The sequence below is a fragment of the Campylobacter concisus genome (genome assembly GCF_003048595.2).
GTDB lineage: Bacteria > Campylobacterota > Campylobacteria > Campylobacterales > Campylobacteraceae > Campylobacter_A > Campylobacter_A concisus_L.
Window position 1 is genome coordinate 1,394,742 of the sequence record NZ_CP049270.1, and the last position, 26,213, is coordinate 1,420,954.

26 protein-coding genes are annotated in these 26,213 nt (G+C 37.5%); 2 read left to right on the forward strand and 24 right to left on the reverse strand.

Going from position 1 to position 26,213, the window contains the following annotated elements:
* The 14 genes from hisC to lpxB form a co-directional block, all read right to left on the reverse strand.
* A complete protein-coding gene (gene hisC, locus CVT15_RS07035; RefSeq protein ID WP_103576695.1) occupies positions 1-1,098 on the reverse strand; it encodes a histidinol-phosphate transaminase in 1,098 nt (365 codons plus the stop codon).
* Positions 1,098-2,177 (reverse strand): prephenate dehydratase, encoded by a 1,080-nt coding sequence (gene pheA, locus CVT15_RS07040; protein ID WP_103576696.1) that lies wholly within the window; start codon positions 2,175-2,177, stop codon positions 1,098-1,100. Before pheA ends, hisC begins: the two co-directional genes overlap by 1 nt.
* Positions 2,161-3,384, reverse strand: coding sequence for a diaminopimelate decarboxylase (gene lysA / locus CVT15_RS07045; RefSeq protein ID WP_103576697.1), 1,224 nt, complete (start codon positions 3,382-3,384; stop codon positions 2,161-2,163). The genes pheA and lysA overlap by 17 nt, the downstream gene beginning before the upstream one ends.
* A 55-nt stretch (positions 3,385-3,439) precedes the next feature.
* Positions 3,440-4,504, reverse strand: a complete 1,065-nt coding sequence (locus CVT15_RS07050) for an LptF/LptG family permease (RefSeq protein ID WP_107898177.1) — start codon at positions 4,502-4,504, stop codon at positions 3,440-3,442.
* Positions 4,501-5,049, reverse strand: coding sequence for an aminoacyl-tRNA hydrolase (gene pth, locus CVT15_RS07055; protein ID WP_103576699.1), 549 nt, complete (start codon positions 5,047-5,049; stop codon positions 4,501-4,503). The genes CVT15_RS07050 and pth overlap by 4 nt, the downstream gene beginning before the upstream one ends.
* Positions 5,050-5,060: 11 nt before the next feature.
* Positions 5,061-5,597, reverse strand: a complete 537-nt coding sequence (locus tag CVT15_RS07060; protein WP_021091684.1) for a 50S ribosomal protein L25/general stress protein Ctc — start codon at positions 5,595-5,597, stop codon at positions 5,061-5,063.
* Between the two features lie 118 nt (positions 5,598-5,715).
* Complete coding sequence (locus tag CVT15_RS07065) at positions 5,716-6,708, reverse strand: transaldolase (protein WP_103576700.1); 993 nt, start codon at positions 6,706-6,708, stop codon at positions 5,716-5,718.
* Between the two features lie 6 nt (positions 6,709-6,714).
* Complete coding sequence (serB, locus tag CVT15_RS07070; protein ID WP_103576701.1) at positions 6,715-7,341, reverse strand: phosphoserine phosphatase SerB; 627 nt, start codon at positions 7,339-7,341, stop codon at positions 6,715-6,717.
* Between the two features lie 8 nt (positions 7,342-7,349).
* Complete coding sequence (locus CVT15_RS07075) at positions 7,350-7,847, reverse strand: chemotaxis protein CheW (RefSeq protein WP_072594427.1); 498 nt, start codon at positions 7,845-7,847, stop codon at positions 7,350-7,352.
* 9 nt (positions 7,848-7,856) lie between these two features.
* Positions 7,857-10,211, reverse strand: a complete 2,355-nt coding sequence (locus CVT15_RS07080; RefSeq protein WP_103576702.1) for a hybrid sensor histidine kinase/response regulator — start codon at positions 10,209-10,211, stop codon at positions 7,857-7,859.
* An 8-nt stretch (positions 10,212-10,219) separates the two neighbouring features.
* Positions 10,220-11,173 (reverse strand): chemotaxis protein, encoded by a 954-nt coding sequence (locus CVT15_RS07085; protein WP_087577569.1) that lies wholly within the window; start codon positions 11,171-11,173, stop codon positions 10,220-10,222.
* A complete protein-coding gene (locus CVT15_RS07090; RefSeq protein ID WP_103576704.1) occupies positions 11,173-11,964 on the reverse strand; it encodes a UDP-2,3-diacylglucosamine diphosphatase in 792 nt (263 codons plus the stop codon). Before CVT15_RS07090 ends, CVT15_RS07085 begins: the two co-directional genes overlap by 1 nt.
* Positions 11,965-12,076: 112 nt before the next feature.
* Positions 12,077-12,562: a transcription elongation factor GreA gene (greA, locus tag CVT15_RS07095; protein ID WP_103576705.1), complete on the reverse strand. Its 486-nt coding sequence runs from the start codon at positions 12,560-12,562 to the stop codon at positions 12,077-12,079.
* 3 nt (positions 12,563-12,565) lie between these two features.
* The gene (lpxB, locus tag CVT15_RS07100; RefSeq protein ID WP_107898178.1) at positions 12,566-13,600 is read right to left on the reverse strand and encodes a lipid-A-disaccharide synthase; all 1,035 of its coding nucleotides are present in this window, start codon (positions 13,598-13,600) and stop codon (positions 12,566-12,568) included.
* A 101-nt stretch (positions 13,601-13,701) separates the two neighbouring features.
* Between lpxB and surE the strand changes: the two genes are divergently transcribed.
* Both surE and CVT15_RS07110 read left to right on the forward strand, forming a co-directional pair.
* The gene (gene surE / locus CVT15_RS07105; RefSeq protein ID WP_103576707.1) at positions 13,702-14,478 is read left to right on the forward strand and encodes a 5'/3'-nucleotidase SurE; all 777 of its coding nucleotides are present in this window, start codon (positions 13,702-13,704) and stop codon (positions 14,476-14,478) included.
* A complete protein-coding gene (locus CVT15_RS07110) occupies positions 14,468-15,115 on the forward strand; it encodes a tRNA threonylcarbamoyladenosine dehydratase (protein WP_103576708.1) in 648 nt (215 codons plus the stop codon). The genes surE and CVT15_RS07110 overlap by 11 nt, the downstream gene beginning before the upstream one ends.
* A gap of 661 nt (positions 15,116-15,776) precedes the next feature.
* On the opposite strand, the gene CVT15_RS07115 is transcribed toward CVT15_RS07110, so the two are convergent.
* The 10 genes from CVT15_RS07115 to pglE all read right to left on the reverse strand — a co-directional run bounded on the left by CVT15_RS07115 (position 15,777) and on the right by pglE (position 26,174).
* Entirely contained in the window at positions 15,777-17,291 is a 1,515-nt protein-coding gene (locus CVT15_RS07115) for a 2-isopropylmalate synthase (RefSeq protein ID WP_103577148.1), read from the reverse strand.
* A 138-nt stretch (positions 17,292-17,429) separates the two neighbouring features.
* Positions 17,430-18,161 (reverse strand): CDP-diacylglycerol--serine O-phosphatidyltransferase, encoded by a 732-nt coding sequence (pssA, locus tag CVT15_RS07120; RefSeq protein ID WP_021091822.1) that lies wholly within the window; start codon positions 18,159-18,161, stop codon positions 17,430-17,432.
* Complete coding sequence (locus CVT15_RS07125) at positions 18,154-18,780, reverse strand: phosphatidylserine decarboxylase (RefSeq protein ID WP_103577149.1); 627 nt, start codon at positions 18,778-18,780, stop codon at positions 18,154-18,156. The genes pssA and CVT15_RS07125 overlap by 8 nt, the downstream gene beginning before the upstream one ends.
* A 2-nt stretch (positions 18,781-18,782) precedes the next feature.
* Complete coding sequence (gene ftsH / locus CVT15_RS07130; RefSeq protein ID WP_103577150.1) at positions 18,783-20,708, reverse strand: ATP-dependent zinc metalloprotease FtsH; 1,926 nt, start codon at positions 20,706-20,708, stop codon at positions 18,783-18,785.
* Positions 20,701-21,534, reverse strand: coding sequence for a 50S ribosomal protein L11 methyltransferase (locus CVT15_RS07135; protein ID WP_087586207.1), 834 nt, complete (start codon positions 21,532-21,534; stop codon positions 20,701-20,703). The genes ftsH and CVT15_RS07135 overlap by 8 nt, the downstream gene beginning before the upstream one ends.
* Positions 21,534-21,899: a chemotaxis response regulator CheY gene (locus CVT15_RS07140; RefSeq protein WP_002939933.1), complete on the reverse strand. Its 366-nt coding sequence runs from the start codon at positions 21,897-21,899 to the stop codon at positions 21,534-21,536. The genes CVT15_RS07135 and CVT15_RS07140 overlap by 1 nt, the downstream gene beginning before the upstream one ends.
* 63 nt (positions 21,900-21,962) lie before the next feature.
* A complete protein-coding gene (hisA, locus tag CVT15_RS07145; RefSeq protein ID WP_087586206.1) occupies positions 21,963-22,673 on the reverse strand; it encodes a 1-(5-phosphoribosyl)-5-[(5-phosphoribosylamino)methylideneamino]imidazole-4-carboxamide isomerase in 711 nt (236 codons plus the stop codon).
* Positions 22,673-23,284 (reverse strand): imidazole glycerol phosphate synthase subunit HisH, encoded by a 612-nt coding sequence (hisH, locus tag CVT15_RS07150; protein WP_087586205.1) that lies wholly within the window; start codon positions 23,282-23,284, stop codon positions 22,673-22,675. The genes hisA and hisH overlap by 1 nt, the downstream gene beginning before the upstream one ends.
* A 16-nt stretch (positions 23,285-23,300) precedes the next feature.
* Positions 23,301-25,082, reverse strand: coding sequence for a UDP-N-acetylglucosamine 4,6-dehydratase (configuration-retaining) (pglF, locus tag CVT15_RS07155; RefSeq protein WP_103577151.1), 1,782 nt, complete (start codon positions 25,080-25,082; stop codon positions 23,301-23,303).
* Positions 25,083-26,174: a UDP-N-acetylbacillosamine transaminase gene (gene pglE, locus CVT15_RS07160; RefSeq protein WP_103577152.1), complete on the reverse strand. Its 1,092-nt coding sequence runs from the start codon at positions 26,172-26,174 to the stop codon at positions 25,083-25,085.
* Positions 26,175-26,213 lie beyond the last annotated feature (39 nt).

A 26,213-nucleotide genomic window follows, 5' to 3' on the forward strand; every position in this document is an offset into this window, starting at 1 on the left:
CTACTTTAAAATTTGCTTTAACTCTTCAAAAACCCTATCGTTTTGCCATGCCTGACCGATGGTGATTCTCACCGCATTTAAAGCGTAGCTTTTTAGATCTCGTAAAATTATACCTTTTTTTAGCATCTTTTCGCATATCTGGCTTGATTTTGGCTCGTTAAATTTAAAAGTGATGAAATTTGTGTAGCTTGGGATAAACTCAATGCCATTTTGCTTTGCAAATTCTTCATATCTCTTCATTTGCTCGAAGTTATTTTGCATGGTTTGCTGCACAAACTCATCATCACCAAGTGCTACTATCGCAGCTCTTAGGCTTGGAGTTGTGATGTTAAACGGAGCTCTTAGTTTTGAGAGAGCGCCTATGATCTCTTCATTTGCCACGCCGTATCCAACGCGCATGCCACCAAGTGCATAAGCTTTAGAAAATGTTCCAAGATAGATGACATTTTTAAATTTCACCACCTCGCTTGATTTTATCTCTTTTTTGCTATCTTTAAATTTAGCAAATTCATTGTAAGCACAATCAAGCACAATAAGCGTGTTTTCATCAATGTTTTTTATAAATTTATAGACCTCATCTGCGTCCAAACACTCACCTAATGGGTTATTCGGCAAGCAAAGAAAGATTACTGAAATTTCATCTTTATGCGCATTATAAATTTCTAAAAACTCGCTCAAATTATGCTCCACGCTCTTTGTGCGGTAAATTTTAGCTCCAGTTTGCTTTGCATAAATTTCATACATTGCAAATGTCACGCCAGCCATCAAAACACCACTTTGCTTATTTGCCTTTGCATGAAGCGCATACTCTATGATCTGGTCACTTCCAGAGCCGATGATTAAATTTTTACTAGTTACGCCAAATTTCTTAGCCAGTCCTTCTTTTAGCTCAAAGTAGCTATCATCTGGATAGAGATGTGCTTTTTTAGCGACCTCTTTTAGCGCCTCCTCTACGCGTTTGCTCGTGCCAAAAGGGTTTTCGTTGCTAGCTAGCTTGATCACATCTTTTGCTTCGATACCAAATTCTCTAACTACAAGCTCGATTGGCTTTCCAGCCTCGTAATTTACTAGATCATCTAAAAAATTATTAAATTTCATCACTCATCTCCATTTAAATAGCTTCCCAGCCACGTTATCTCAGCACCGCTCTCTTTTGCAAGCTCAAAGGCGTTTTGCACCTTCTCATCGTCGATATGCCCTTCAAAGTCAAGATAAAAAATTGACTTAAATTCGCGCTGTTTGATAGGACGTGACTCAAGTTTTGTGATATTGATATTTTCATTTTTAAAGATAGAAAGCAGATCCGCAAGGCGTCCTGGGCTGTGATCAGTCTTTGCTAGGATCGAAGTTTTCGAGTTTTCAACCTTGGCATTTTTAAAATCACTTAAAATCAAAAATCTCGTTCTATTTGCCATATTATCTTCGATCGTCTCATAGACGATTGGCACATTGTAAATTTTAGCTGCAATTTTTGAGCAAATGGCGGCCGATTCTCTATCCATTGATGCCATATATGCAGCTGCGGCGGTTGATTTGGCTGGGATAAACTCAACCTCATTTAGCATATGATCTTCCAAAAATTTACGGCACTGGTTGTAACCTTGCGGATGCGAGTAAATTCGCTTTATCTCTTTTAAATTTTCATTTATGCTAACAAAGCTGTGATGGATATCCACATAAAGCTCAGCAACTATTTTTATATCACTAAATTTACTCAAACAATCAAGCGTAGCGCCAACAGCACCTTCAGTGTTGTTTTCGATAGGTACGACGCCGTATTTCGCCTCTTTTTGAGCTAGCTTCGTAAAAACTGCCTCGATAGTAGCAAGTGGCAAATATGCACTCATCGCACCAAATCTACTCTGAGCCGCCTGATGCGTGTAAGTGCCTTCAGGCCCTAGATATACGATCTTTTGAGGCATTTCTAAATTTCTACTTACAGCAAAAATTTCAAGATAAATGGCTTCAATAGCGGCTTTATTTAAAGCTTTGTCTTTGCTAAGACTAGTTAGTCGGTTTATGATAGCTCGCTCACGCTCAGGACGATATATAGGCGTTCCGCTAGTTTGTTTTAGCTTGCCGATTTGTTCAACTAAAATCATTCTTTCATTTAGTTTATTTAAGATGAGATCATCAATCGCATCGATCTCTTTTCTAAGCTCATTTAGCTCTTGCATCAGCGCTCTCCAAAAATTCTCTCTCAAGTGCCACGACATCTTCAAAGCTCTCACGTCTTCTTATAAGCCTATCTTTGCCATCAAGCACGCAAACTTCAGCAGCTCTGTTTCTTGTGTTGTAGTTTGAACTCATACTAAAACCATAAGCTCCAGCACCTTTTACCACGATGATATCGCCACTATCGCACTCTGGCAGCTCTATATCTTTTGCTAAAAAGTCGCCACTTTCGCAAACTGGACCAACCACATCACATGGGCCTAAATTTTTATCCTTGCCATAAACAAAAATTTCATGATGAGCACCATAAAGGCTTGGTCTAATAAGATCATTCATCGCACCATCAATTATGACAAATCTCTTTTTGCCATTAAATTTTTCATATAAAACGCTTGCAACAAAATAGCCAGCATTACCTACGATAAAGCGTCCTGGCTCGCATACGATGGTCACATCTTGACCTTTTAGTGCGCCTAAAATTCCTTGTGCGTAGTCGTATAAATTTATCTCTTTTTCGTCGTTATAGATGATGCCAAGTCCGCCGCCAACGTCAAAAAATTTGATATCAATTTCAAGCGCTCTTAGCTCTCTTAAAAGCTCGCTAACAATATTTGCAGCATCGATTATCGGGCTAAGTGATGTTAGCTGCGAGCCGATATGAAAATGTATACCAGTTGGTTCAAGAGAGTCTGAAGCTTTAGCGTGGATGTACATTCTTTTGGCTGTTTCAGCATCAACGCCAAATTTATTTTCATTTAGCCCTGTTGAAATGTAAGGGTGAGTTTTTGCATCAACGCCTGGATTTACCCTGATACTAATTCTTGCCTTTAAGTTTAGCTCTTTTGCGATCTTTTCAAGCCTTAAAAGTTCAGCAAAACTCTCGACATTTATGAGTAAAATTTCATTTTTCAAAGCCTCTTTTAGCTCATCATCGCTCTTGCCAACGCCACTAAAAATGATCTGATACCTCTTCGCGCCTGCTAAAAGCGCTCTTTTTACTTCGCCAATACTAACACAATCAAATCCAGCTCCAAGATCAGCTAGAAATTTTAAAACACTTAAATTTGAGTTTGCTTTCACTGCATAACAAATGAGAGATTTTCTAGCAAAAAATGCATTCTTTAGTGCTTCATAGCGGTTTTTTATGTGGTTAAAATCATAAATGTAAAGTGGGGTTTTGTATCTATTTGCAAGCTCTTTAAAATCCATAAAATAGCCTTTTTTAAAATGGCTTGATTTTACAAAAAGCTTGCCAAAATTTGGCTTAACGATGCGATTTTATGAGATAAATGGCGTATGCAAAAAGTAAAATGACCGGTAAAACTATACCAATCTCTGGCAAGATTACAGAAGTTTGTGCAAATTTTGCAAGAATAAAGAGAAGCCCCCAAACGACAAGAGTTATCACAACAAAGATAAAAGTCGAAAGTGCAAGATTAAAAAATCTACCAGTTACAGGCAAATGATAGTAAAAAATGAGCAACAAAAATGGTGCAAAAAATGGTGCAATAGCAAGGTTGTAAAAAGCTGTTTTTGCGCCATCAAGGCCGATACCTTCATTTTTAAATGTTTTTATAAAATTTATCGCATCTGGGATATTAAATTTTGAGTTTTCAACACTAACAGCGCTTTCAATACTCTTTGGCTTAAAGCCTTTTAGTGCATCTAAATTCTCGCTTTGTATTTTATTAAAACCAGCCTCACCAAGCTCTAAAATTTGCGGCAAAAGGGTTTGATTAACATCTTTTAAAATCCACTCATTGTCTTTAAAATTAGCATAATTTGCAAATGTAGTTGAAAGTAAATTTGTGCCATTTATCTCAAAAATTCTAACATCATTTGCTATTTGATTCACAGAATTTAGCTCTTTTATGTAGATAAATTTGCCTTCAAATTTTAAAAACGAATCAGTCGTGCTTTTTGAGAAAGCCGTATTTTTAGCGATACTTTTTTGATAGTCGTGCGCATAGGCAAATGGAGTAAAATTTAAGCCAACATAAAAAATAGTTATAAAAAGTGCAATAAAAAATGGTGGAAAAATTAAGCTATTTTTACTAATGCCAAGCGCATAAAAACTGATTAGCTCATTTGATCTGACCATATTTACATGTAAAATAATGAGTGCAAAAATAAGCGAAAGTGGCAAAACATAACCAATAGCGCTAAGTGATGTAAGCCCAACATAAAGGAGCTGAAGGTTAGCAGATGGTGGCAGATCTTTTAAATTTGTAAGCAGATCAATGCCTACATAAAATAGTTCAAGTGCTAAAAATACGACAAGAAAAGATTTTATATAGACCCAGCCAACGTATCTGGCGTATAGTTTCATTTGATAAGACCTTTTTTTATCGTAAATTTTTGCGAAATTTCATTGATGTCACTCTTTAGTAGCTCGCAAACTGCATTTTTTGTGTAGGCTAAAATTTCATCTAAAGCCTTTTTCTCCTCATCACTAAACTCTCCAAGAACAAAATTTTTAGCATCACCAAGGTGCCCAATGCCAACACGCACCCTTTCGTAGTCGTTGCCAATTAATCCATCGATTGATTTTATACCATTATGCCCGCCACTACTGCCGCCTTTTTTAAATTTAACAGAACCAAAACTAAGATCAAGATCATCATGTATTACGATTATTCTATCTGGTTTATAAAAATCTTTGACTGCTTTTACACTTTGTCCCGAGAGGTTCATAAAAGTTGTTGGTTTTAGCAAGATAATGTCATTGAATTTAAAAACTTCGCCTTGAAATTTGGCTGAGCTAACATCTTTGTAATTTGAGTCTTTTAGGAGATCTATAAGCATAAAGCCTATATTATGTCTAGTGTTTTCATATTTGGAGCCAGGATTTCCCAGCCCCGCTATTAGTGTCACAAAAGCCCTTTTTATTTAGCTTTAATAACCCCAAGTACCGCAACACGGTCAGCGTCTACAATAGTAACGCCTTTAGGAGCTGTGATGTCACGAACCAAAATAGTATCGTCGATGTCAAGTTTGCTTACATCAACGTCAAATGAATTTGGTAAATTTTCAGCTGTGCATTTTACACAAAGACGTCTTTTTGATTGGATCAAAACACCCTTATTTTTAAGACCAATAGGTGTTCCAACTGGCTTAACTGGGATCATATATTTTGATAAAACGCCTGGAAGTGCTACTTTTAGATCTACGTGTTTAAGATCACTTGTAACAACATCTCTTTGGTAATCAACAATAACGACATTATAAACTTTTCCGCCTACTTTTACATCAAAAGCAAGGCTCTCTTTTTTGCGTGCTTCTTTAATAAAGTCATTTACTTTAAAAGCAGCTGCAACATTCTCTAATCCCTTGCCATAAATGTTGGCGATTAGATAACCATCTCTTCTCAAAGCCTTTGCAGACTTCTTACCGATACTCTCTCTAACGATTCCTTCTAACATCGTTTTCCTTTCATAAAAAAATAGGTGCTGATTTTATCCAATGCTTTATAAATTTCACATAAAGCTTATTTAAGAATGATCACTTTTACTGTTTGTGTATTAGCTTGGACTTCTTTGTCTAAAGTGATTTCATAATATCATCAAATGCTGACACAAACTGCTTTAAGCCATCGCTTAATAAATCTTTATAAACGACATTTATATCTATATCATTATTTTTTATAATCTGAAAAAAGCTTGAGATATTTTCTCTACTAGGTACATTTTTTGCCTCTGCTTTTTCTTTTATAAATTCTTTTATTGTCTCTATTGGCGCTGTATTTATAGAATTTTTATACATTAGCTCTCTAACGTAATAATCCTCTCTTAAACCACCACCTTTTACACCTGTGCTTGCAAAAAGCGTTCTTACATTTTCTAGTCCAAAATCTTCAATTAGGTGGTATATATTTGCAGCATTCATTATGCCAATTTGTCCCATTGGCAAACTCTTTGCAGCCATAGCTTCATCAAGCTTTCTATCAAATCTACTTACAAAAACACTTATCACACCTTTTGGCATAGTAGTATCTATAAAGCGACTTGCATAAGCTTTACTGCCTTCTTTAAAAGCTTCAAGGCAGTTTTTGGCCTGATCTGGTGAGAATATAAGCGTAGCATTTACGCTAATCCCCCTTGCCATAAGCGCGCTCATCGCCTCATAGCCATCTTTTGTAGCTGGAATTTTTATCATAACATTTGGCATTGATATTAGATTATAAAGCCTAATACCTTCTTCTATCGTTGCGGCTGTATCGTCACTTAAATTTGGATCAACCTCAATGCTTACAAAGCCATCATCGCCATTTGCATAATTTTTTAACATTTTACATGCGGCGATTTTTATATCTTGAGTAGCCAAAATTTCATAAATATCTTTTGGGTGGCGTTTATTGCTAGTTTCTATGATCTTTTTATAAGCAGGTGAAGCAAATGCTGTTTTAAAAATAGCTGGGTTGCTTGTAGCACCGTTTATAACATTGTTTTTCAATAAAGAGTTAAAGTCGCTTTGTAAAAAATTTCTCTCTATAAAATCACACCAAAGAGAGAATTTAGCTTCGTTGTCATACATTAATTTCTACCTTATAAATTTTAAAATTTCACGCAAGTCTTTAACATCAACACAATGTGTCGCTTCTTTTTTTAAGATATCTTTTGCACAAAATGCAATGCTAAGGTCGCACTTTCTAAACATCGATATGTCATTGGCCCCGTCCCCAACACACATTATCTCGTCCTTGCCTAAATTTAATAGTCCACACAAGCGGTCAATCATATCTCCCTTTGAACTACTAAACATCATTTCTCCGCCAACTTCACCACTTAAAATTCCATCTTTATGATGCAAGATATTTGCAAAATTTGCATCAAAATTAAGTTTTTTTTGCATTACATCGGTTGCATTGTGAAATCCACCGCTAAAAACCACGACTTTGATACCTTTTTGCTTTAAAGCTTCTATTAGCTCGCCAGCTCCTGGCATAATGGGTAAATTTTTGCAAATTTCATTTACTTTTAAAAGTGGCAATCCTTTTAAAAATTTTACTCTTTTTGTAAGACTTTCAAAAAAATCAAGCTCACCGTTCATCGAACGCTTAGTTATATTAGCTACTTCTTCACTAGCATTATTAGCGGCGGCGAGAATATCTATCGTCTCGCCGTCCATTATTGTAGAGTCAAAATCAAAAACACAAAGTTTTATCAAGCTATACCCTAAAAATCACGTTTCAAAAGACTTTCGACCTTCAAGATCGTAAGGATATTTTGATCGCGCTTACCAATACCATAAATCATGCCTTTGTCTTTTACTAAAGTCTCTGGTGGCGGATCGATCCTATTACGGTCTATTCTGATAGCCTCCGTCAAGCGGTCTATCACAAAGCCAGCGATATTATCCGCATCTTTCATAACGATATATCTTGTGCTTGGGCTTTGTTTTGTGACATTTAGTGAAAAACGCTTACGCAAATCAATAAGCGGAATAACATTTCCACGTAGGTTAAACACGCCAAGAACGTAATCAGGCACACTAGGAACACGTGTATATTCAATAGGTTTGATTATCTCTTGGATATTTAAAATAGGTATTGCGTACTCTTCCTCACCGACAACAAATCCTACTAGCTGAACTATATCCTCATTATTTTTTAACTCAGGACCATTCATTTGCTGTTTTTGTTTGCTTAAAACTTGATTTAGTTTATTATTCATCCCTTACCCCTAAGCTAATTTTATATTCTTTCTAACGACATTTTCTAAGTACTCGGCTGAATATGGTTTTGTAATATACTCAGTCATTCCAACTTCTACACCACGCAATCTATCTGTTTTTGACGTCCTTGATGTAACAGCAATAAGTGGTAAATTTCTATACTTAGAGTATTTTCTAATTTCGCCAGCTAGTGTATATCCATCCATTCTTGGCATCTCAATATCTATCAAGATCGCATCAAAGGAGTGCTCTCCAGATTTTACGATATTTAATGCCTCAACACCGTTTGTGGCTTCTATTATTGTTACCCCGGTTGGTTCAAGTGCTTTTTGCATGATAGTTCTATCCATTTTTGAGTCATCAACTATCAAGACTTTGTAATCGCTTGGTTTTTCCTTTGCTTTTGTACTATCTTCTATTTCGGCTCTAATGTCTACCTTGATATCTTTTGCCATCTCCATCATAGCGCCAACATCGATAATCAATGTCACACGGCCATCACCTCTAATAGTGGCACCGGCAATACCTGGGATATTTTGTAGATAATCACCCATTGATTTAATAACAATCTCTTCTTGTCCAACCAAAGTATCAACTATGATGCCTAGTTTTGCTTCGGCGACACCGATTATTACGACATAGGTTTGCTCTCCACTATCAAATGCCTTTTCAACACCAAATACGTCAGAAAGTCTAACAAGAGATAAAACTTCATCTCTTAGCCTTAGTACATTTTTGCCATCGATCGTGTAGATATCATCAATTGGCACGCGAACAGTTTCAAGAACACTAGCAAGTGGAATAGCATAAAATTCTTCTTGTGTTCCAACAAGTAGCGATTGAATAATCGCGAGTGTAAGTGGAATTTTAAGCTTCATAACTGTGCCTTTTCCAACTTCACTTTCAATATCAATGATACCGTTTAGTTTTTCGATATTAGTCTTAACAACGTCCATACCAACACCGCGACCAGATACGTTTGTAACTTTTGCCGCAGTTGAAAATCCTGGTCTAAAAATAAGTCCAAATGCCTCTTTTTCGCTCATCGCATCAGCTTCGCGCTCAGTGATGATGCCTTTTTCTATCGATTTAGATTTAAGCATATCAGCATCTAGACCCTTACCATCATCAACTATCTCAACAACAATATGATTGCCTTCATTGTAAGCTTTTAGCTGAACAAGGCCTTTTTCAGGCTTACCTGCTGCCTTTCTTGTCTCAGGATCCTCGATACCGTGATCGCATGAATTTCTGATGATGTGAACTAGTGGATCGCCGATCTCTTCTACGATTGACTTATCAAGCTCAGTCTCTTCACCTGAAATTTCAAGATCGATTTGCTTACCAAGGTCGCGGCTAAGATCACGTATCATACGTGGGAATTTATTAAAGACTTTTGCTATTGGAAGCATTCTTGTCTTCATAACGGCAAGCTGAATATCAGTCGTAACTAGACTTAGGCTTGAGACTACTTGATTTAACTCTTCAAGGAATTTCTCACCCTCATATCTCTCTTCCACGTCATCATAAATTTTTAATAAGCGGTTTTTACCAAGAACAAGCTCACCGATTAGATTCATCAAATGATCAAGTCTTTTTACTTCAACGCGTATAGTTTGTTCCTGCGCTACTGCACCGCTGCTTGCTGCTGGGACCTTTTTATCTCCGTCTTTTTCTTTACTCTCTGCTTTTGCAGCTGGAGCTGAAGTGCTACTTGCAGCCGGAGCTATCTCGCTAGGAGATTTTGGAGCTATACCTTTTGAAGCACGCCTTGCTTGATCCTCAGCCTTTCTAACTTTTAAGAGTCTTTCTATTTCTGCTTCAACTTCTGAATCACTTAGCTTTGAAAGCTCGGCATCACTTATCTCTGGTGCTTCTTCAGTAGGTGCAGCTGGTTCTGGCTCTTTTGCTGGCTCTGGCACTGGCTCAGCTACTGGTGTAATAGGAGCTTCAGGAGCTGCTGCTGGGGCCTCGCCTTCAGAAATTTGAGTAAGTCTTGCACAAATGTTTTTAATATCAATACCAGCAGCTGTATCATTTCCATGATCTCTAATGCTACTTAACAAGCCTTTCATCATATCAACTGACTCAAGAACTACGTCCATAATGTCTGGAGTGATCTTTAGCTCGCCTTTTCTAGCTTTATTTAAAACATCCTCCATATGATGAGTAAGCTCTGTTAAAACATCAAAATTTAAAAAGCTTGAACTACCTTTTACTGTGTGAGCAACACGGAAAATTCTATTTAATAGTTCCAAATCTTCAGGGTTTGACTCAAGCTCAACAAGGTCGTGATCTATCTGCTCAATAAGTTCGAAGGCCTCTATTAAAAAGTCTTCCATTATTTCTTTCATATCATCCATGTTTCACCTCATTTTGCAGATTTAGAATGTGCTTCAATGACTTTTAGCACTTCTTGATAAAATATACTCGCATCAAATTTAGTAAGATACGCAGCACCACCAGCTTCTTTGCTCTTGATTTCGCTAAAATCATTACTCAATGAGGAGTTAAATACTATTGGTACTTCTTTAAATCTTTCATCGTTTTTAAGAGTTGAAGCAAAGCGGTATCCATCCATCTGTGGCATTTCGATATCACTTAAGATAACTCTAAGCTCTCTTGATAGGTTATCTCCATATCTTTGATAAAGCTCTTCCATTCTCTCCAAGCCCTCAACACCATTTTTGGCCTCAACTACGCTAAGTCCCATCTTCTCAAGTGCGTCTTTTACTAGTTTTCTAGCAGTCGAGCTATCATCTAAAACTAAAGAAACACCTTTTAATTTTTGATCGTCTGTTACATCAAATTCGATCTTTGGTGAGTAAATTCCAAGCTCTTCTACTATGCTTTCAAGATCAAGAATAAGCAAAACTTCATCATTTTCTATTCTTGTTACGCCTGTTATTTTGCCTTTATCTAAAGCCCCAGAACCTGAAGCAAAATTTGCAGGTTCGATATCTTTCCAGCTTATACGTCTGATTCTTTTTGCCTCATGAACGATAAAACCGATCAAAATACCGCTAAACTCAGCAATAATAACACGTGGCTTTATAACTACGCCTTCGGTTGGCTCGATAATATTCATCCATCTTGCCAAATTTATGACAGGGATCACCACGCCCCTTAAATCAAAAATTCCCTCGATATACTCGGGAACGCCAGGAAGCTCTGTAAGATTTGGCATCTTAATGATCTCCCGCACCTTTGCGACATTGACTCCGTATATTCCTTCATATACTTTGTTTTCGGTCTTTTTAAAGATACGAAAATCAACAAGTTCCATCTCGTTTGAGTCCGTTTTTAGTACGTTATCTCCAAACATCAATGTCCTTTCAAACTCATTTTGAGCAAATTTAATTTTTGCTGGGCGTATTCTACAACAAAATAACTTTGCTCGCATGCAAAACAAGGTAAATTTATATAAAATCTATCATAAATATTAAATTGCCTACCTTGATGATAGTGCCCTTCTATTATTATATTGGCGTTGTAGCCGCTTAAATGCCTGCTCATCAACTCTTCAAAATTAGGAATTTTGTAGTCTAAATTTTTCTTAGTAAGTCTAGCTAGTATTGCTTTTGATATTTTAAAATGCAAAAATTTATCCAAAGCATTCATAAATTTTAAAAACCATCTTACACGTAAAAATCTAAGTGCGTATTTATCTATAAAAGGTAAAAATATATCACCATGTGCGATCTGGACGCGCTCTTCATTGATTGTCTTAAAATTTGCAGGCTGTGCAGAAATGTCATAGATTTTTACATTTTTATAGCTTTGCACCTCATGCCCATCCCAAAAATCTCTTGTTTTATTAAATAAATTTGAAAGTCTAAAGTCGTGATTGCCTTCAAAATAAAAGATCTCTATCTTTTCTGAAATTTTATTTATAAGTCTCAAATGCTCGGCGTATAAATTTATAGTGAATTCGCTCTCGCCACTTAAAAAATCAAACATATCGCCTAGTAAAAAAATTTGTGGTGGCTCAGGGATTTTTCCGCTATCAATGGCGTGCAAAAATTTTAAAAAACCATCTCGATTTACATTTTCGTGTGCGTCGCCTATGAAAATCGCACCATATTTAATAACGGGTGTGTATAAATATTCACTCAAATTTGGCCTTAACTAAAAGATATAAATTTAATCCATTTATGAGTCAAAAGCTTGCATACTGGCTATTATCAAGCATGACTTTTGACTCTAGTGATATCACTTTTTAAGATTTTTAATTAAATTTTATAGGCTTGTAGCAGATCTTTACGATCTCAACGTCGCTTCTGCCTTTTGGTAAATTTAGCACCACTTCATCGCCCTCAGCCTTGCCCAAAAGTTGCTTTGCAAGTGGTGAATTTATAGAGATATAGCCTTTGTCAATGTCACTTTCACTAATACCAACTATCGTGTAGGTATGTTCTATTTCAGTTTCCTCGTCCATTATCGTAACACTTGAGCCAAACCTAACTCTATCATGCTCGTAGCTACTTGGATCTATCACTTCTGCGTTTGCCAAAAGCGCGCTAAGCTCAGCGATCCTAGCGTCGATAAAAGCTTGCTTTTCTTTAGCAGCATGGTACTCGGCGTTTTCTTTTAGGTCGCCGTGGCTTCTTGCGATATCTATCTCAGTTACGATTTGAGGACGTTGCACGAGTCTTAAATCCTTTAGTTCACCTTCTATTTTTTCATATCCGTATATTGTCATTGGTTCACTCATTTTTTACTCCATATTCTTTAAAATTTTTACTACATTTTTACTGCTACCATGTGACAAATACGCTCTTAACTCGTCACAGCCTTTTAAAAATTTCTGCCTATCACAGCTCTCATAAGCTCTTAGTAAATTTTCAACTGTCGCAAATTCTTGGATAAATTCCTCATGAAGTGGCTCTTTGCCCATGAAGTCAAACATTATATTTGCAAGTCCTGCGTGCTTGATCTTTACAAATTTTCTAGCGATGAAGACATCTATCGCTTTTGCTTTGTAAGCTAGCACAAATGGTGTGCCAATGAGTGCCGCTTCGAGCGTAGCCGTGCCTGAGCAAACAAAAGCAAAATCGCTCTCATACAAAGCTTCAGGCGTGTTTGAGATGATCTCAAAATCGCTCACATCACCATAAATTTCGCCCACTTTATCAAGCAAAAATGGCGGCACGACAAGCAGCCTTGTAGCCTCTATCTTTTTAGCAAGCTCTCTATAGACTGGCATAAGTCTTGAAATTTCAGACCTTCTTGAGCCTGGCAGAAAAGCCACTTTGCCACTGCTACTTAGACTAGTTTTCTTAAGCTTTATCTCATCCATCAAAGGATGTCCCACGTAGGTCGAGCGGCTATAAAATTTCGCATCAAATGGCAGGATCGAAGCTAGGTTGTCACAATACCTCTCAACCACGCTCACTCTTTTTGGCTTCCACGCCCAAACTTGAGGCAATATGTAGTATGTCAGGGCTGCTTTTGCGCCGGCCTCTTTTATCGCCTTTGCAAGCGGCAGGTTAAAGGCTGGACTGTCTATTAGCAGCACTGCATCAGCCTCTTTTGCCATCTGGCTCATCACTTTCATCGCCTTTTTTGCCTTAAAAATGAGTGGCAAAACCTCGACAAAGCCCATCGCTGAAAACTCGCTACTTTTCATATATGGCGTGCCAAGCTCTTCGCTAAAAATTCCCATTAGCTCAAATTCGCCATCGAAATTTTTCAAAATTTCTTTTAAATGCAAATTTGCCGATGGCTCAAGAGCGGAGACTAAAATTTTCATTTTCACACTTTCATCAGGTCTTTTTTGGGGGCATTATACGCAAAAATTCTTTAAAATTTTAAGAAAGCTGTGATAAAATCCAACCCTTTAAAGGATAAAATTTGAAAGAAATTTTGATAACAAATGACGATGGATTTGAGGCGACTGGACTGCTTGCTTTAAAAGAAGCTTTGAGTGAATTAAAAGACGTAAATGTCACGATTGTAGCTCCAAGCTCAGAAAAGTCAGCCTGCGCTCACTCGCTAACTCTCACAAGACCGCTTAGGTTTATCAAGCTTGATGATAACTTTTTTAAACTCGATGACGCTACGCCAAGTGATTGCGTCTATCTCGCACTTCACGCACTTTATAACAAAAAACCAGACCTAGTGATAAGTGGTATAAATCACGGAGCAAATTTAGGCGAAGATATCACCTACTCTGGCACGTGTGGAGCGGCGATGGAGGGGGTTTTGCAGGGCATTAGAAGTATCGCCTTTTCGCAGTTTTATACCAACAACTCACTAAATGAACTTGGCTTTAATCTAGCAAAAGAGGTTGTAAAATTTATCGTGCCAAAGGTGTTAGAGGGTGAAATTTCGCTAAATCAAAGAGAATTTTTAAATGTAAATATCCCAGCCACAACTAGTAAAAATTTTAAAGGCTACTCCGTAGTACCAGCTGGCAAACGCACCTACGCCACGCATGCTACGCTTAATCGCAACCCAAGAGGTATCGAGTACTACTGGCTTGGAAACGCTGCGCTTGAATACGAAAAAGGCGAGCCAAGTGACATCAGCAAGGTAAATGAGGGCTTTACCACGATAACGCCCATAAAACTAAATATGACTTCGTATGAAAGTTTGGAGGGCTTAAAAGGGAAATTTGATGCAAAATGATAGATTTACAAGGATAAGATGGCTCTTTGGTGATGATGGATTTGAAAAGCTTCAGCACTCAAACGTCCTAGTTTGCGGAGCTGGTGGTGTTGGTGGGATCTGTGTGGACGCGCTTGCTAGAAGTGGAGTTGGACATATCACATTAATCGACAAAGACACCTTTGACGTGACAAATCAAAATCGCCAAATTTATAGCGAAAATACCGGAAGCGTAAAGGTAGATGAATTTGCAAAGGTTTATCCTTGTATAACGCCTATTCAGACGCTAATCACGCCAGAATTTATTGCTAGCTTTGACTTTGGTAAATTTGATGTGGTTATAGATGCGATAGATGATATAACAGCCAAGATCGCCCTTGCAAATGCGGTAGACCCTAGCAAATTTATAGCCTCTATGGGTGGGGCAAAAAGGGTTGATCCAACCAAGATAAAGGTGGCTAGCGTGTGGAAAACCTCGGTCGATCCACTAGCTAGAAAATATAGATATGAGCTCAAAAAATCAGGCTTTAGCGGTAAATTCGATGTGGTCTTTTCAACAGAAGAGCCACGTTGCAAGCCGCTTGGAAGCTTCATGGGCGTGACTGCTTGCTTTGGGCTAAATTTAGCTTCACTAGCTGTTAAAAAGATAGTTGGGTAGTAAGTCAAAAATTTACTCTCTGAGCAAAATTTCAAATTAAAGCTGGTATTTTTTGGATATAAATTTAATAGCCAGCTCTACAAAACACGAATTTAACAATCCAAGATGAGAATCTAGCAAATTTTAAAATTTATGAGCGAGTAATTTCGGCTCTAAAATTTGAGATAAGCGGTAAGCGAAGCCAAATTTTAGTAATCAATTCTTGCGAGTGAATGAAAGTTTAAAATTTACAAAATGGCTTGATTAAATTTGTAAATTTTTTATTCAAAAGGGAGGCAAGTGGACTTAATTTTTTTACTTCTCAGGCTAGCAACTGCATGACAGACACGAAGTCCATCCCCCTTATCCCCCCGCCCCTTTTTTTAATCCACCCCCCCTCGCACATTTAAGGGGCATGCGCTAGTACTTCGCAATGCATGCGGTATAAACTCTATCAAATTTTAAAATTTATGAGCGAGTATATCACACTTCTAAATTTAGTGGCGAATGTTTATGAGCCCTAAAATTAGTAAGTTGCTAAGGTTAGTGAGTAAGATTTTAAAATTTGTAAAGATAGTAAAATTCTATTTTTTTAAATAAAGACTTTGAATTTTAAAAATTTATATATTTTTTGGATTAAATTTAAAGTAGCCAGCTGCAAATTCAGCAGCCAGCTAAAAATTTAGTTTTTATGTATGCGAAAGTAGCTATTTAGTGCGCCAACATAGGCTTTTGCGCTTGCCATCATTGTGTCGATATCAAGTCCGTGACCCATTACGGCTGTTTTGCCCTCAAATTCAACTTTTACATCGACCTTTGCAAGAGCGTCCTTACCCTGAGAGACAGCTGTAACCTTATAGTCTTTGAGCGTGCCATTTATGCCACTAATGCGATCAACTACCTTAAATATTGCATCAGCAGTGCCATTGCCAAGAGCTGAGTCGCTAACGATCTCGTCGTTGTGCCTGATGCTCATAGAAGCACTTGCTAAGCTGCCACCGCTACTTTGAAGAAGAGCCGTGATCTCATAAGCTTGTGGAATTTTTGTAATCTCTTCAGCCACAAGAGCTCTGATATCATCATCAAATATCTCTTTTTTCTTATCAGCTAGCTCTTTAAATTTTTCAAAAGCCTTATTAAGAGCATCGCTATCAAGGCCAAATCCAAGGCTAGCAAGCTTATCTTTAAATGCGTGGCGACCGCTATGCTTACCTAAAACAAGAGAATTTTTCTCAAGGCCTATACTCTCAGCGCTAATTATCTCATAGGTCTCTTTGTGTTTTAGCACGCCGTCTTGATGTATGCCACTCTCGTGCGCAAAGGCGTTTTTACCAACGATAGCTTTGTTTGGTTGAGGCTCAATGCCTATAATACTAGCGATCAGTCTTGAAGTTGGATAAATTTCTTTTGAGATAATGTCTGTATAAAGTGGAGCAAAGACGTCTTGGCGAGTTTTGATAGCCATCACGATCTCTTCAAGTGCAGCATTTCCGGCACGCTCACCTATGCCATTTATCGTACCTTCAACCTGCCTTGCACCAGCTTTTATAGCCGCTAACGAATTTGCTGTAGCCATGCCTAAGTCATTGTGATTATGCACAGAGATTATTGCCCTATCGCCTACAAATTTTACTATTTCACTAATGCGAGTAGTTATCTCTTCAGGATATAAATAACCAACCGTATCAGGGATATTTAAAGTTTTTGCACCCGCATTTATGGCAGCATCACAAATTTCTTTTAAAAAGCTCATTTCACTTCTACAAGCGTCCTCGCAGCTAAACTCTACATCATCGCAAAATGTTTTTGCGTATTTTATAGACTCTATTGCACGTTTTATTACTTCATCTGGGCTCATTTTTAGCTTGTACTGCATATGGATCGGACTTGTTGCTATGAAGGTGTGAATTCTCTTATTTTTTGCAGGAGCTAATGCCTCGCCAGCTGCCTTGATATCACGCTCAACTGCGCGTGCAAGAGAGCAAACCATGATATTTGAGGCTTGCTTTGCTATTTGATTTACCGCATCAAAATCCCCTGGGCTTGCTGCTGCAAATCCCGCCTCCATAACATCCACACCAAGCCTTTCGAGCTGAAGTGCGATCTGTAATTTTTCAGCTGTATTCATCGATGCACCAGGGCTTTGCTCACCATCTCTTAAAGTCGTATCAAAGATTATAATTTTATTCTTATCCATTTTTGTCCTTTTTTATTTTTTATATTTAAATTTGATGAGTTAAATAAAGAGAAATTTGCTACCTAAGTAGCAGCAGTAGAGAGTTTTTGATTTCGATTTTTGGTAAAAATTTACGTGATTTTATGACGCCATTTTCGCTCATTCGCTCTCCTTTTTTTTGGAATTTTTACTAAACATTATAGTGGCTCTTACTATACCATAAAGCATATAGATGCTCATAACCAAAGTCGCACTTTCAAATGGATATAGATAAAGCATCGAAAACGCAACGACAAGAGCTACTAAAATTCTTATCACATGGGTTTGTTTTAAATTTATTTTTTTAAAACTTGGATAGCGTATGTTGCTAACCATTAAAGCTGCCAAAGTAGCTTCAAGTAGCATCAAGCACCACTCAAATCCCTCTAAAAAAGTATAGTCGATATAAATTCCAACCCAAAGTACGCTCACAATAGCTGCTGATGGTATAGGAAGTCCGATAAAAACATTTGGCTCATATGTACCAGTAGTGACATTGAAGCGAGCAAGCCTGATAGCTCCAAAAACCACAAACATAGCAGCTATAAGCGCTCCAAATCTGCCAAAATTTTTACCAATAGTCAAATAAAATAAAATCGCTGGCGCTACACCAAAAGCAACAAGATCTGCAAGACTATCAAACTCTACTCCAAATTTACTAGTTGTCTTTGTAAGTCTAGCCACACGTCCATCAAGTCCATCTAAAATAAGCGATAAGATTATATAAATAATGGCTTTAAAATAGTTACCTTGAATAGATGAAATAATACTAATAACACCCAAAAAAGCACTAGCTGCTGTAAATAAATTTGGCAAGATATACATTAGTTGCATCTTTTGTATGTTATTCATCTCTTTTTCCCTCTTCAAAATATCCCAAAAGTGAAGCAGCCTCTACGCTTTCTCCAACGCTTACACATATTTTAGTCTCTCTTGGTAAGTATAAAATCACCTCACCACTTCCTAAAAAACCAAATTTTCTAGATGCTTTTAGGCTAGTAACATTTGAAATTTCTAAACTTCGACTGAAAGCTCCAGCTATAATTTTCATGGCAAATCTAATATTTTCTTTTTCAAAACGAATAATCGCTCTTTCGTTTAATATCTCTGAAATTTTTATTGCTTGACATAAAAATAGTCCGTGTCTTCTTTTGATATCAGCGATTTTAGAGTCACTAACCGCCCTTAGTGTACCTACACCAAAAAATGTCTTTTGTATGACTATTTTGGCGACCTCATTATCATCAAATTTTGAAATACTAATCTCTTTTATCTTGCCATCTATCGGTGAAAGCAAAGCTAGCCTGTCGTCTGCAAATGGCTCCCTTTCAGGATCTCTAAAAAAATATAGAAAAAATAAAAACAAAAATGTAAAAAGAAGCGGCAATATCCCAAACAGCAAAGACAAAACAAACAAAATCAAAAAGATAAATATATATTTATACCCTGCTTTTGCGATATAACCGTTCATTTTTATTCCTCTTTTTTGCCTTTTTCGTCTTCTTCATGCTCTACAAGCCTACTCTCAAGACCATTTTCTTCTTCATAATTTCTAATTATCTCTCTAACTCTTTTTCCTTCGATCGTCTCTTCTTCATAAAGAGCTGAAACCATATTTTCAATAGCACCTTTATAAATTTCTAGCAAACCAAGTACGGCTGTATATCTTTCATGAAGCAATGTTTTTACAAAGTCATCGACTTTCTCAGCCATTTTATCACTATAGTCTTTTATGCTCTGTCCGCCATTTAAAAATGTCGCACGTTGCTTTTCAAGCACCATAAGACCAGCAACATCACTCATACCGTACATACTAACCATAGCTTTTATGATATCAGTTGCACGCTCTAGGTCGTTACTAGCCCCAGTTGAAATTTCCTTTATAAACACCTCTTCAGCCGCTCTACCAGCTAAAAGCACATCCACTTCAGCTAAAAGCTCGTGCTTTTGCATCATAAATTTATTCTCTTCAGGTGTATTTAAAGTATAACCAAGTGCTGCAAGGCCACGTGGTACGACAGAAACCTTTGTAACTCTCTTTGCACCTTTTGTCACTTCAGCTATCAAGGCGTGTCCGCACTCGTGATATGTGACTATCTTTTTCTCTTTTGGATTTACACGACGAGACTTTTTCTCAAGTCCAGCTATTGATCTCTCGACAGCCTCAACTAGATCAGCCTGCTCAACAAATACCTTTGACTTGCGTCCTGCAAGAAGCGCAGCCTCGTTTATGATATTTTCAAGATCAGCTCCGGCTAAACCAGTAGTTAGCCTTGCTATGTCTTCGATGCTTACATCTTTGTCAATCTTAACATCTTTCATATGAACTTTTAAAATATCACAACGTCCTTTAAAGTCAGGCTTATCTACAAGAACTTGCCTGTCAAATCTACCCGGTCTTAAAAGCGCAGCGTCCAAAACCTCAGGTCTGTTTGTAGCAGCTACAACGATGACTGGCGACTTATCCGCGTCAAATCCGTCCATCTCAGAAAGAAGCTGGTTTAGCGTCTGCTCCCTCTCGTCATTTCCGCCCATTGGGCCAGAATTTCTGCTTTTACCAATTGCATCAATCTCATCTATAAAGACGATTGCTGGAGCTTCTTTTTTAGCATTTTCAAAAAGATCCCTAACCCTACTTGCACCAACACCGACAAACATCTCGATAAAGCTTGATGCTGACATAGAGAAAAATGGCACACTAGCCTCGCCTGCAACTGCTCTTGCAAGAAGTGTTTTACCTGTACCTGGAGGGCCAACTAGTAAAATTCCTTTTGGAATTTTTGCCCCAAGTCTTAGATATTTATCGGGACTTTTTAAGTAATCAACTATCTCCTGAACCTCTTCTTTTGCCTCTTCAACGCCTGCGACGTCATCAAATTTAACTTTTGGCTTTTCAGAATTTATAAGCTTTTTTGCACTTCCTATGCCAAGTATGCCGCCGCCAATATTCTTTTGCATACGACTAGCAATAAACATCCAAATGGCAAAAAATATAAATACTGGGATGATCCATGAAAATATAAGATCACCAAACCAGCTATTTTCACTATAAACACTATAAGTTATGCCATTTTGCTCAAGTATGCCAATGAGCGTTGGATCATTTATACGTTTTGCAAGATAGATAGTTTTGTCACTACCTATGCCTTTTATTGTAGTTTCTGAGATAGCAACCTCATTTAGTTGCTTATTTTTTAACATATCTTTAAACTCAGAATAAGCTACCATTTTACTCTGAGCATTACTATTTAGCCCAAAAGAGCCACCTAGTCCGTCTCCACTAAAGCTTCTAAAAGCTAAAACTATAACTATTGCAAAAATGGCAAAAATAAAAATAGGATTTTTATTAAAAAAACCGTTATTGTTGCCATTGTTTTGGTTATTATTTTGGTTATTCATCTATTTCCTTATAAACAAAGCTACTCCAATCGTTACTCTGTTTTATCTCAATTAGCTCCAAATCCTTAAACGTATCTTTAATTCTATCTTCGTATTTGTTTAAAATTCCTGACAATACCAAGTAGCCGCCTTTTTTGAGCGATTTTTTTAAGTCATTTGAGAGCATAAAAATGACATCAGCAATGATATTTGCCACTACGATGTCATATTTTTGTTCTAAATTTGCGATAGAGCCTGTCCAAATTTTATTAAATTTAACCTCATTTAACTTGGCATTACTAAGTGAGCTTTGTGTGGCTTGTTCATCAGTGTCGCAAGCATCTACTATACAACCAAGCTTCGATAAAGCAATGCTTAATATCCCACTTCCACAACCTACATCTAAAGCAGTATTGCCACTTTTTGCATATTTTTGTAAAAGTTGCAAACAAGAATTTGTGCTTTCGTGGTGCCCTGAGCCAAAGGCTAGAGCTGGGTCGATTATGATATTTGTTACGCCATTAAGTGGCTCTTCCCAACTAGGTCTAACATAAATTTTATCAACCAAAATAGGCTTAACTGCCTTTTTATATTCGCCTAGCCAGTCTTTATTTTCTTTTAAATTAAGAGAAATTTTTAAATCATTTGAAATTTTACGAACACTAGAGAGCCCTTTTGCATACTCTTCGATACCCCAAGCTATATCTTTTAGATCATACTCTTCCCTGATGATGATCTCGTGATCTAGCTCTTCAACACAGGTAACTCCAAAAGAGAAAACTAGCTCTAAAATTTCATCATAAAAATTTGATGTTTTTATGCTTAATTCGTAGAATTTATCTTTCATTAACCAAGAACGTCTTCAAGCTTCTCTTTTAAAACTTGTGGCGTAAAAGGTTTAACGATGTAATTATTAACACCTGCTTTTAAAGCTGTTATAACTTCGGCTTTTCCGCCTTCTGTTGTTACCATTATGATAGGCATATCAACATACTTTTGCTCAGCTCTTACCTTTTTAACAAGCTCAAGGCCATTCATCTCAGGCATGTTCCAATCAGTGATAAGAACTTCGATACCTTCATTTTGAGTTAAGATATTCCAGGCCTCAAGACCGTGCTCAGCCTCAAGAATTTCTTGATGTCCTAACCTTTGTAAAGTATTTTTTATGATTCTTCTCATTGTTGAACTGTCATCTACAACCAAAATCTTCACATAATATCCTTTTAGTAAAAATTGCCCTATTCTAGCTAATTTAAATTTATAAAAGCTTTAACGCTATCTAAGTATTTTAAAGGCCTCTTTTAGGTCAAGCAACCCTTCATAGTAGGCTTTCCCAACTATTACGCCACTAATCTCATTTGTGGCTTTTAGCATCAAAATATCATTTATATCACTCACGCCACCACTTGCTATTGTTTCAAGCTTGCTATTTCTAGCTATTTGCAAGCTAAACTCAACATTGACTCCGCCAAGCATTCCATCCTTGTTAATATCGGTGCAAATCACAGCCTCCACGCCGACATCTGCAAATTTTCTTGCAAGATCAACTGCTTTTATATTTGAGATCTCACCCCAACCTTGCACGGCCACATAGCCATCTTTTGCGTCAATGCCAACTACAACTCTATAAATTTCAGCCATTTTTGCTGTAAATTCTGGATCTCTAAGAGCTACTGAGCCAAGGATCACTCTGCTAACTCCAAGGTCCAAATAGCGCTTTATACGATCTTCATCTCTTATGCCACCACCCACTTGGACGCTTAAATTTGTAGCCTTTGTAATTTTTTCAATTGTTTTAAAATTTATCGTCTCTCCAGCAAATGCACCATCCAAATCAACCACATGAAGCCATTTTGCGCCATAATCTTCAAATTTCTTAGCAAGTTCACTTGGCTCGTTGCTATAAATTTTTGCACTTTGCATAAGACCTTTGCTAAGTCTAACCGCTTGCCCCTCTTTTAAATCAATCGCTGGAAAAATTTCCATCACAACCTCGCAAAATTCTCTAAAATTTTAAGTCCAGCTTCATGACTTTTTTCTGGATGAGGCTGAAAGCCAAAGATATTTTCATGCCAAACCGCACTTGTAAATTCATATCCATAAGTCGTCTTTGCCAGTGCAAATTTATCATCACAAACCACGTGATAGCTGTGTACAAAATATAAATACTCAAGCTTTTTTATTCCTAAATTTAATGGGCTATTTTGCTTAAATTCCAAAGCGTTCCAGCCAATGTGAGGTATTTTTAATGGCTTATCGAAATTAGTTTCATTAAATTTTACGACCTCGCCGGGCAAAAGAGAAAGTCCCTTATGCTCGCCAAACTCGAAGCTTCGCTCAAATAAAAGCTGCACACCAAGACAAATGCCAATAAAAGCTTTGCCACTTTTTACAGCCTCTTTTATTGCTTCATCCATGCCGTTATTTTTTAGCTTTGTCATCGCCTCACCAAAAGCTCCAACGCCTGGCAAAACAATGTGCGAATACTCCTTTAAATTTTCAGGCTTACTTACTAAGGCACATTTTTTGTCAAGAAAATCAAAAGCATTTATCACGCTTTTGATGTTTCCAGCTCCATAGTCAATTATCGCTATCATTGTTCTTTGCCTCTAATTAGCCTTTTAGATTTAGTGCATGATTAAACTCAGGCACGATCACCTTAAGAGCAGGTGCTACCTCGTCATCTTCAAGCTGCAAAAGCCCATTTATCTGTGAATTTAAAAGAGTTAGGTCGTATGGCTGTGAGTGCGTCACAAAGATCGATTCATACTTAGTTTGAACGTCATCTTTGTTGATAAGCAGCTCCTCATAAAGCTTCTCGCCAGGTCTAAGCCCTACAAATTCGATACCCAGATGCTCTTTGTTTGAAAGCAGAAGCATCTTTTTAGCAAGATCAACGATCTTGATTGGCTCGCCCATATCAAGCACAAAAAGCTCTCCGCCTTTTGCGATAGAGGCTGCTTGAAGGACTAGCTGACACGCTTCAGATGTAAGCATAAAGTACCTTGTGATCTCTGGGTGAGTGACACTTAAAGGCTTGTTTGCAGCGATCTGCGCTTTAAATTTAGGTATGACAGATCCGCTTGAGCCAAGGACATTTCCAAAGCGCACGCAAACTATCTCACACACGCCAGCTTCATTTGAATTTAAAGCATAAAGCTCACAAACACGCTTAGTTGTGCCCATTATATTTGTTGGGCGTACGGCCTTGTCTGATGAGATCATGACAAATTTTTTAACACCATATTTTTTTGAAAGATCGACAGCATTTTTTGTGCCAAGGATATTGTTTTCGACAGCCGAGCGAGGGTTTAGTTCACAAAGCGGCACGTGTTTATATGCTGCTGCGTGGATAACAATCTCAGGTTTAAAGTCAGCAAAAACTTCTTCAAAGTCCTTTAAATTTGTGATGTTTACAAGCTTACTGATAGTCCTTTTATCTTTTGTATCTTCGCCTATTTTATAAAGGTTAAACTCACTGTGCTCAACCATTACAAGCTCGCTCACTCCAAATTTTAAGCACTGCTTACAAATTTCACTTCCTATGCTACCACCAGCTCCAGTGACAAGCACTCTTTTATCTTTTAAGAAATTTGAGATAGCTTCAGGATTTAGGTCTTTTGGCTTTCTAGCAAGCAAGTCTTCGATAGAGATATCCTTGATCGGCTCGTTTTCGATAAGTGAAAATAGCTTCATATCTCTTATGCCATATCCTGTTAGTTCATCAACTAAGGCTTGAAGTCCATCTTGATCAAGTGCAAGTGCGATAATAGCAGTCTTTACATCGTAATCTTTTATCAAATTTGGTATCTCTTTTTTATCTTGCACCAAAAATCCATCACAATAAGTGCCCACAAGATCACTCCTGCCATCTACCACGCCAACTGCGTAATAATCAAGATACCCTTGCTTTAAGCCACGTAAAACATGAAGTGCTTTTGAGGTAGCACCTATAACAACACAAGGCTCGCCTTTGTGAGGTTTGTTTGAAAAGTCAAGCACCATACGCTTTGAAATTCTCAAAAGTCCAATAAGTAGGCATGAAATTAGAAGATCAATGAAAATAACGCTTCTTGGGTATGGATTAAAGAAGTCTTGTATTATGAAAAATATGATCGTAAACAAAACCGCTGAGCAAACGTGAGCTAAGAAAATTTTGCGAGCTTCATTTAGCCCAAAAAATCTCCATGGCACCTTGTAAATTTTAAACATCCATAGAAAAAATAGCTTAAAAATAATCAAAAATCCAGCCGTTACAAAAAGGCCCTGAACGTAGATATCTGGGATATTTGCGTTAAATCTCAAAAGATAAGCCGCATATATCGAAAACGCAAATATAAAAACATCGCCAGTAAGGAAAAATATAAGCCTTTTTAACTTTGTTGCATGAAACATTTAGGCGTTTTCCTTGACTAGTTTGATCACTTTTGCTTGCGTTTCCTCGCTCATATCACTACCGCTTGGCAAGCAAATTCCTCTTGAAAATAGATCTTCGCTGCAACCATCAACAAAGCTTAGCGCGCCCTTAAATACAGGCTGTATATGCATAGGCTTCCAAAGTGGACGGCTCTCGATATTCTCATCAGCTAGAGCTTTTATCACCTTTAAATGTGCGTCTTTTTTAGCAAAAACGCCAGTTGTGAGCCATCTGTTGCCACGAGAATTTGCTAGCTCTGGCATAAATTCTAAAATACCGCCAAGCTCTTTTTCATAAATTTCAAATACTTTTCTCTTTTGCTCGACTCTTTTTTCTAAAACTTCCATCTGTGCCACGCCAATAGCGCCTAGAACGTTGCTTAAACGGTAGTTGTAGCCATACTCTTTGTGCTCGTAGTGAAGTAGCGGCTCTCTTGCTTGCGTGCTGTAAAATCTAGCTTTTTCGACAAATTCGCTATCTCCAACTAGCATACCGCCACCTGAAGTGGTGATGATCTTGTTGCCATTAAAACTATATGCACCCATCACACCAAACGTGCCAAGTGCCTTGCCAGCGTAAAACCCACCAAGTGCCTCAGCTGCGTCCTCGACCAAAGCGATACCCTCGTTTTGGCAAATTTCGCAAATTTCTTTCATCTTTGAAGCTTGGCCGTAAAGATGAGTAACGACTAACGCCTTTGGCTTTTTAGGTAAATTTGATATCGCTTTTTTAAGTAGCTCTGGGCTTAAATTCCAGCTCTCATCGCTATCTATAAAGACTGGTGTCGCTTTTTCGTAAAGTATAGGCGAGACCGAAGCCATAAATGTAAAGCTAGAAGCCAGTACAAAGTCGCCCTCTTTCACGCCAAGGACGCGAAATGCTAGGTGAAGTGCCGCAGTTCCTGCAGATAGTGCTAGCGCATCTTTTGCTCCAGTGTAGTTTTTTATACTTTCTTCAAATTTATTTACATACTCACCAAGTGGCGCTATATAGTTGCTTTCAAAAACTTTTTTTATATATTCCTGCTCTTTTCCACTCATGTTTGGCGGAGATAAAAAAACCCTATCCATGTTCATACCTTTCGTGATTTTTTAGCGATTTTAGCACTT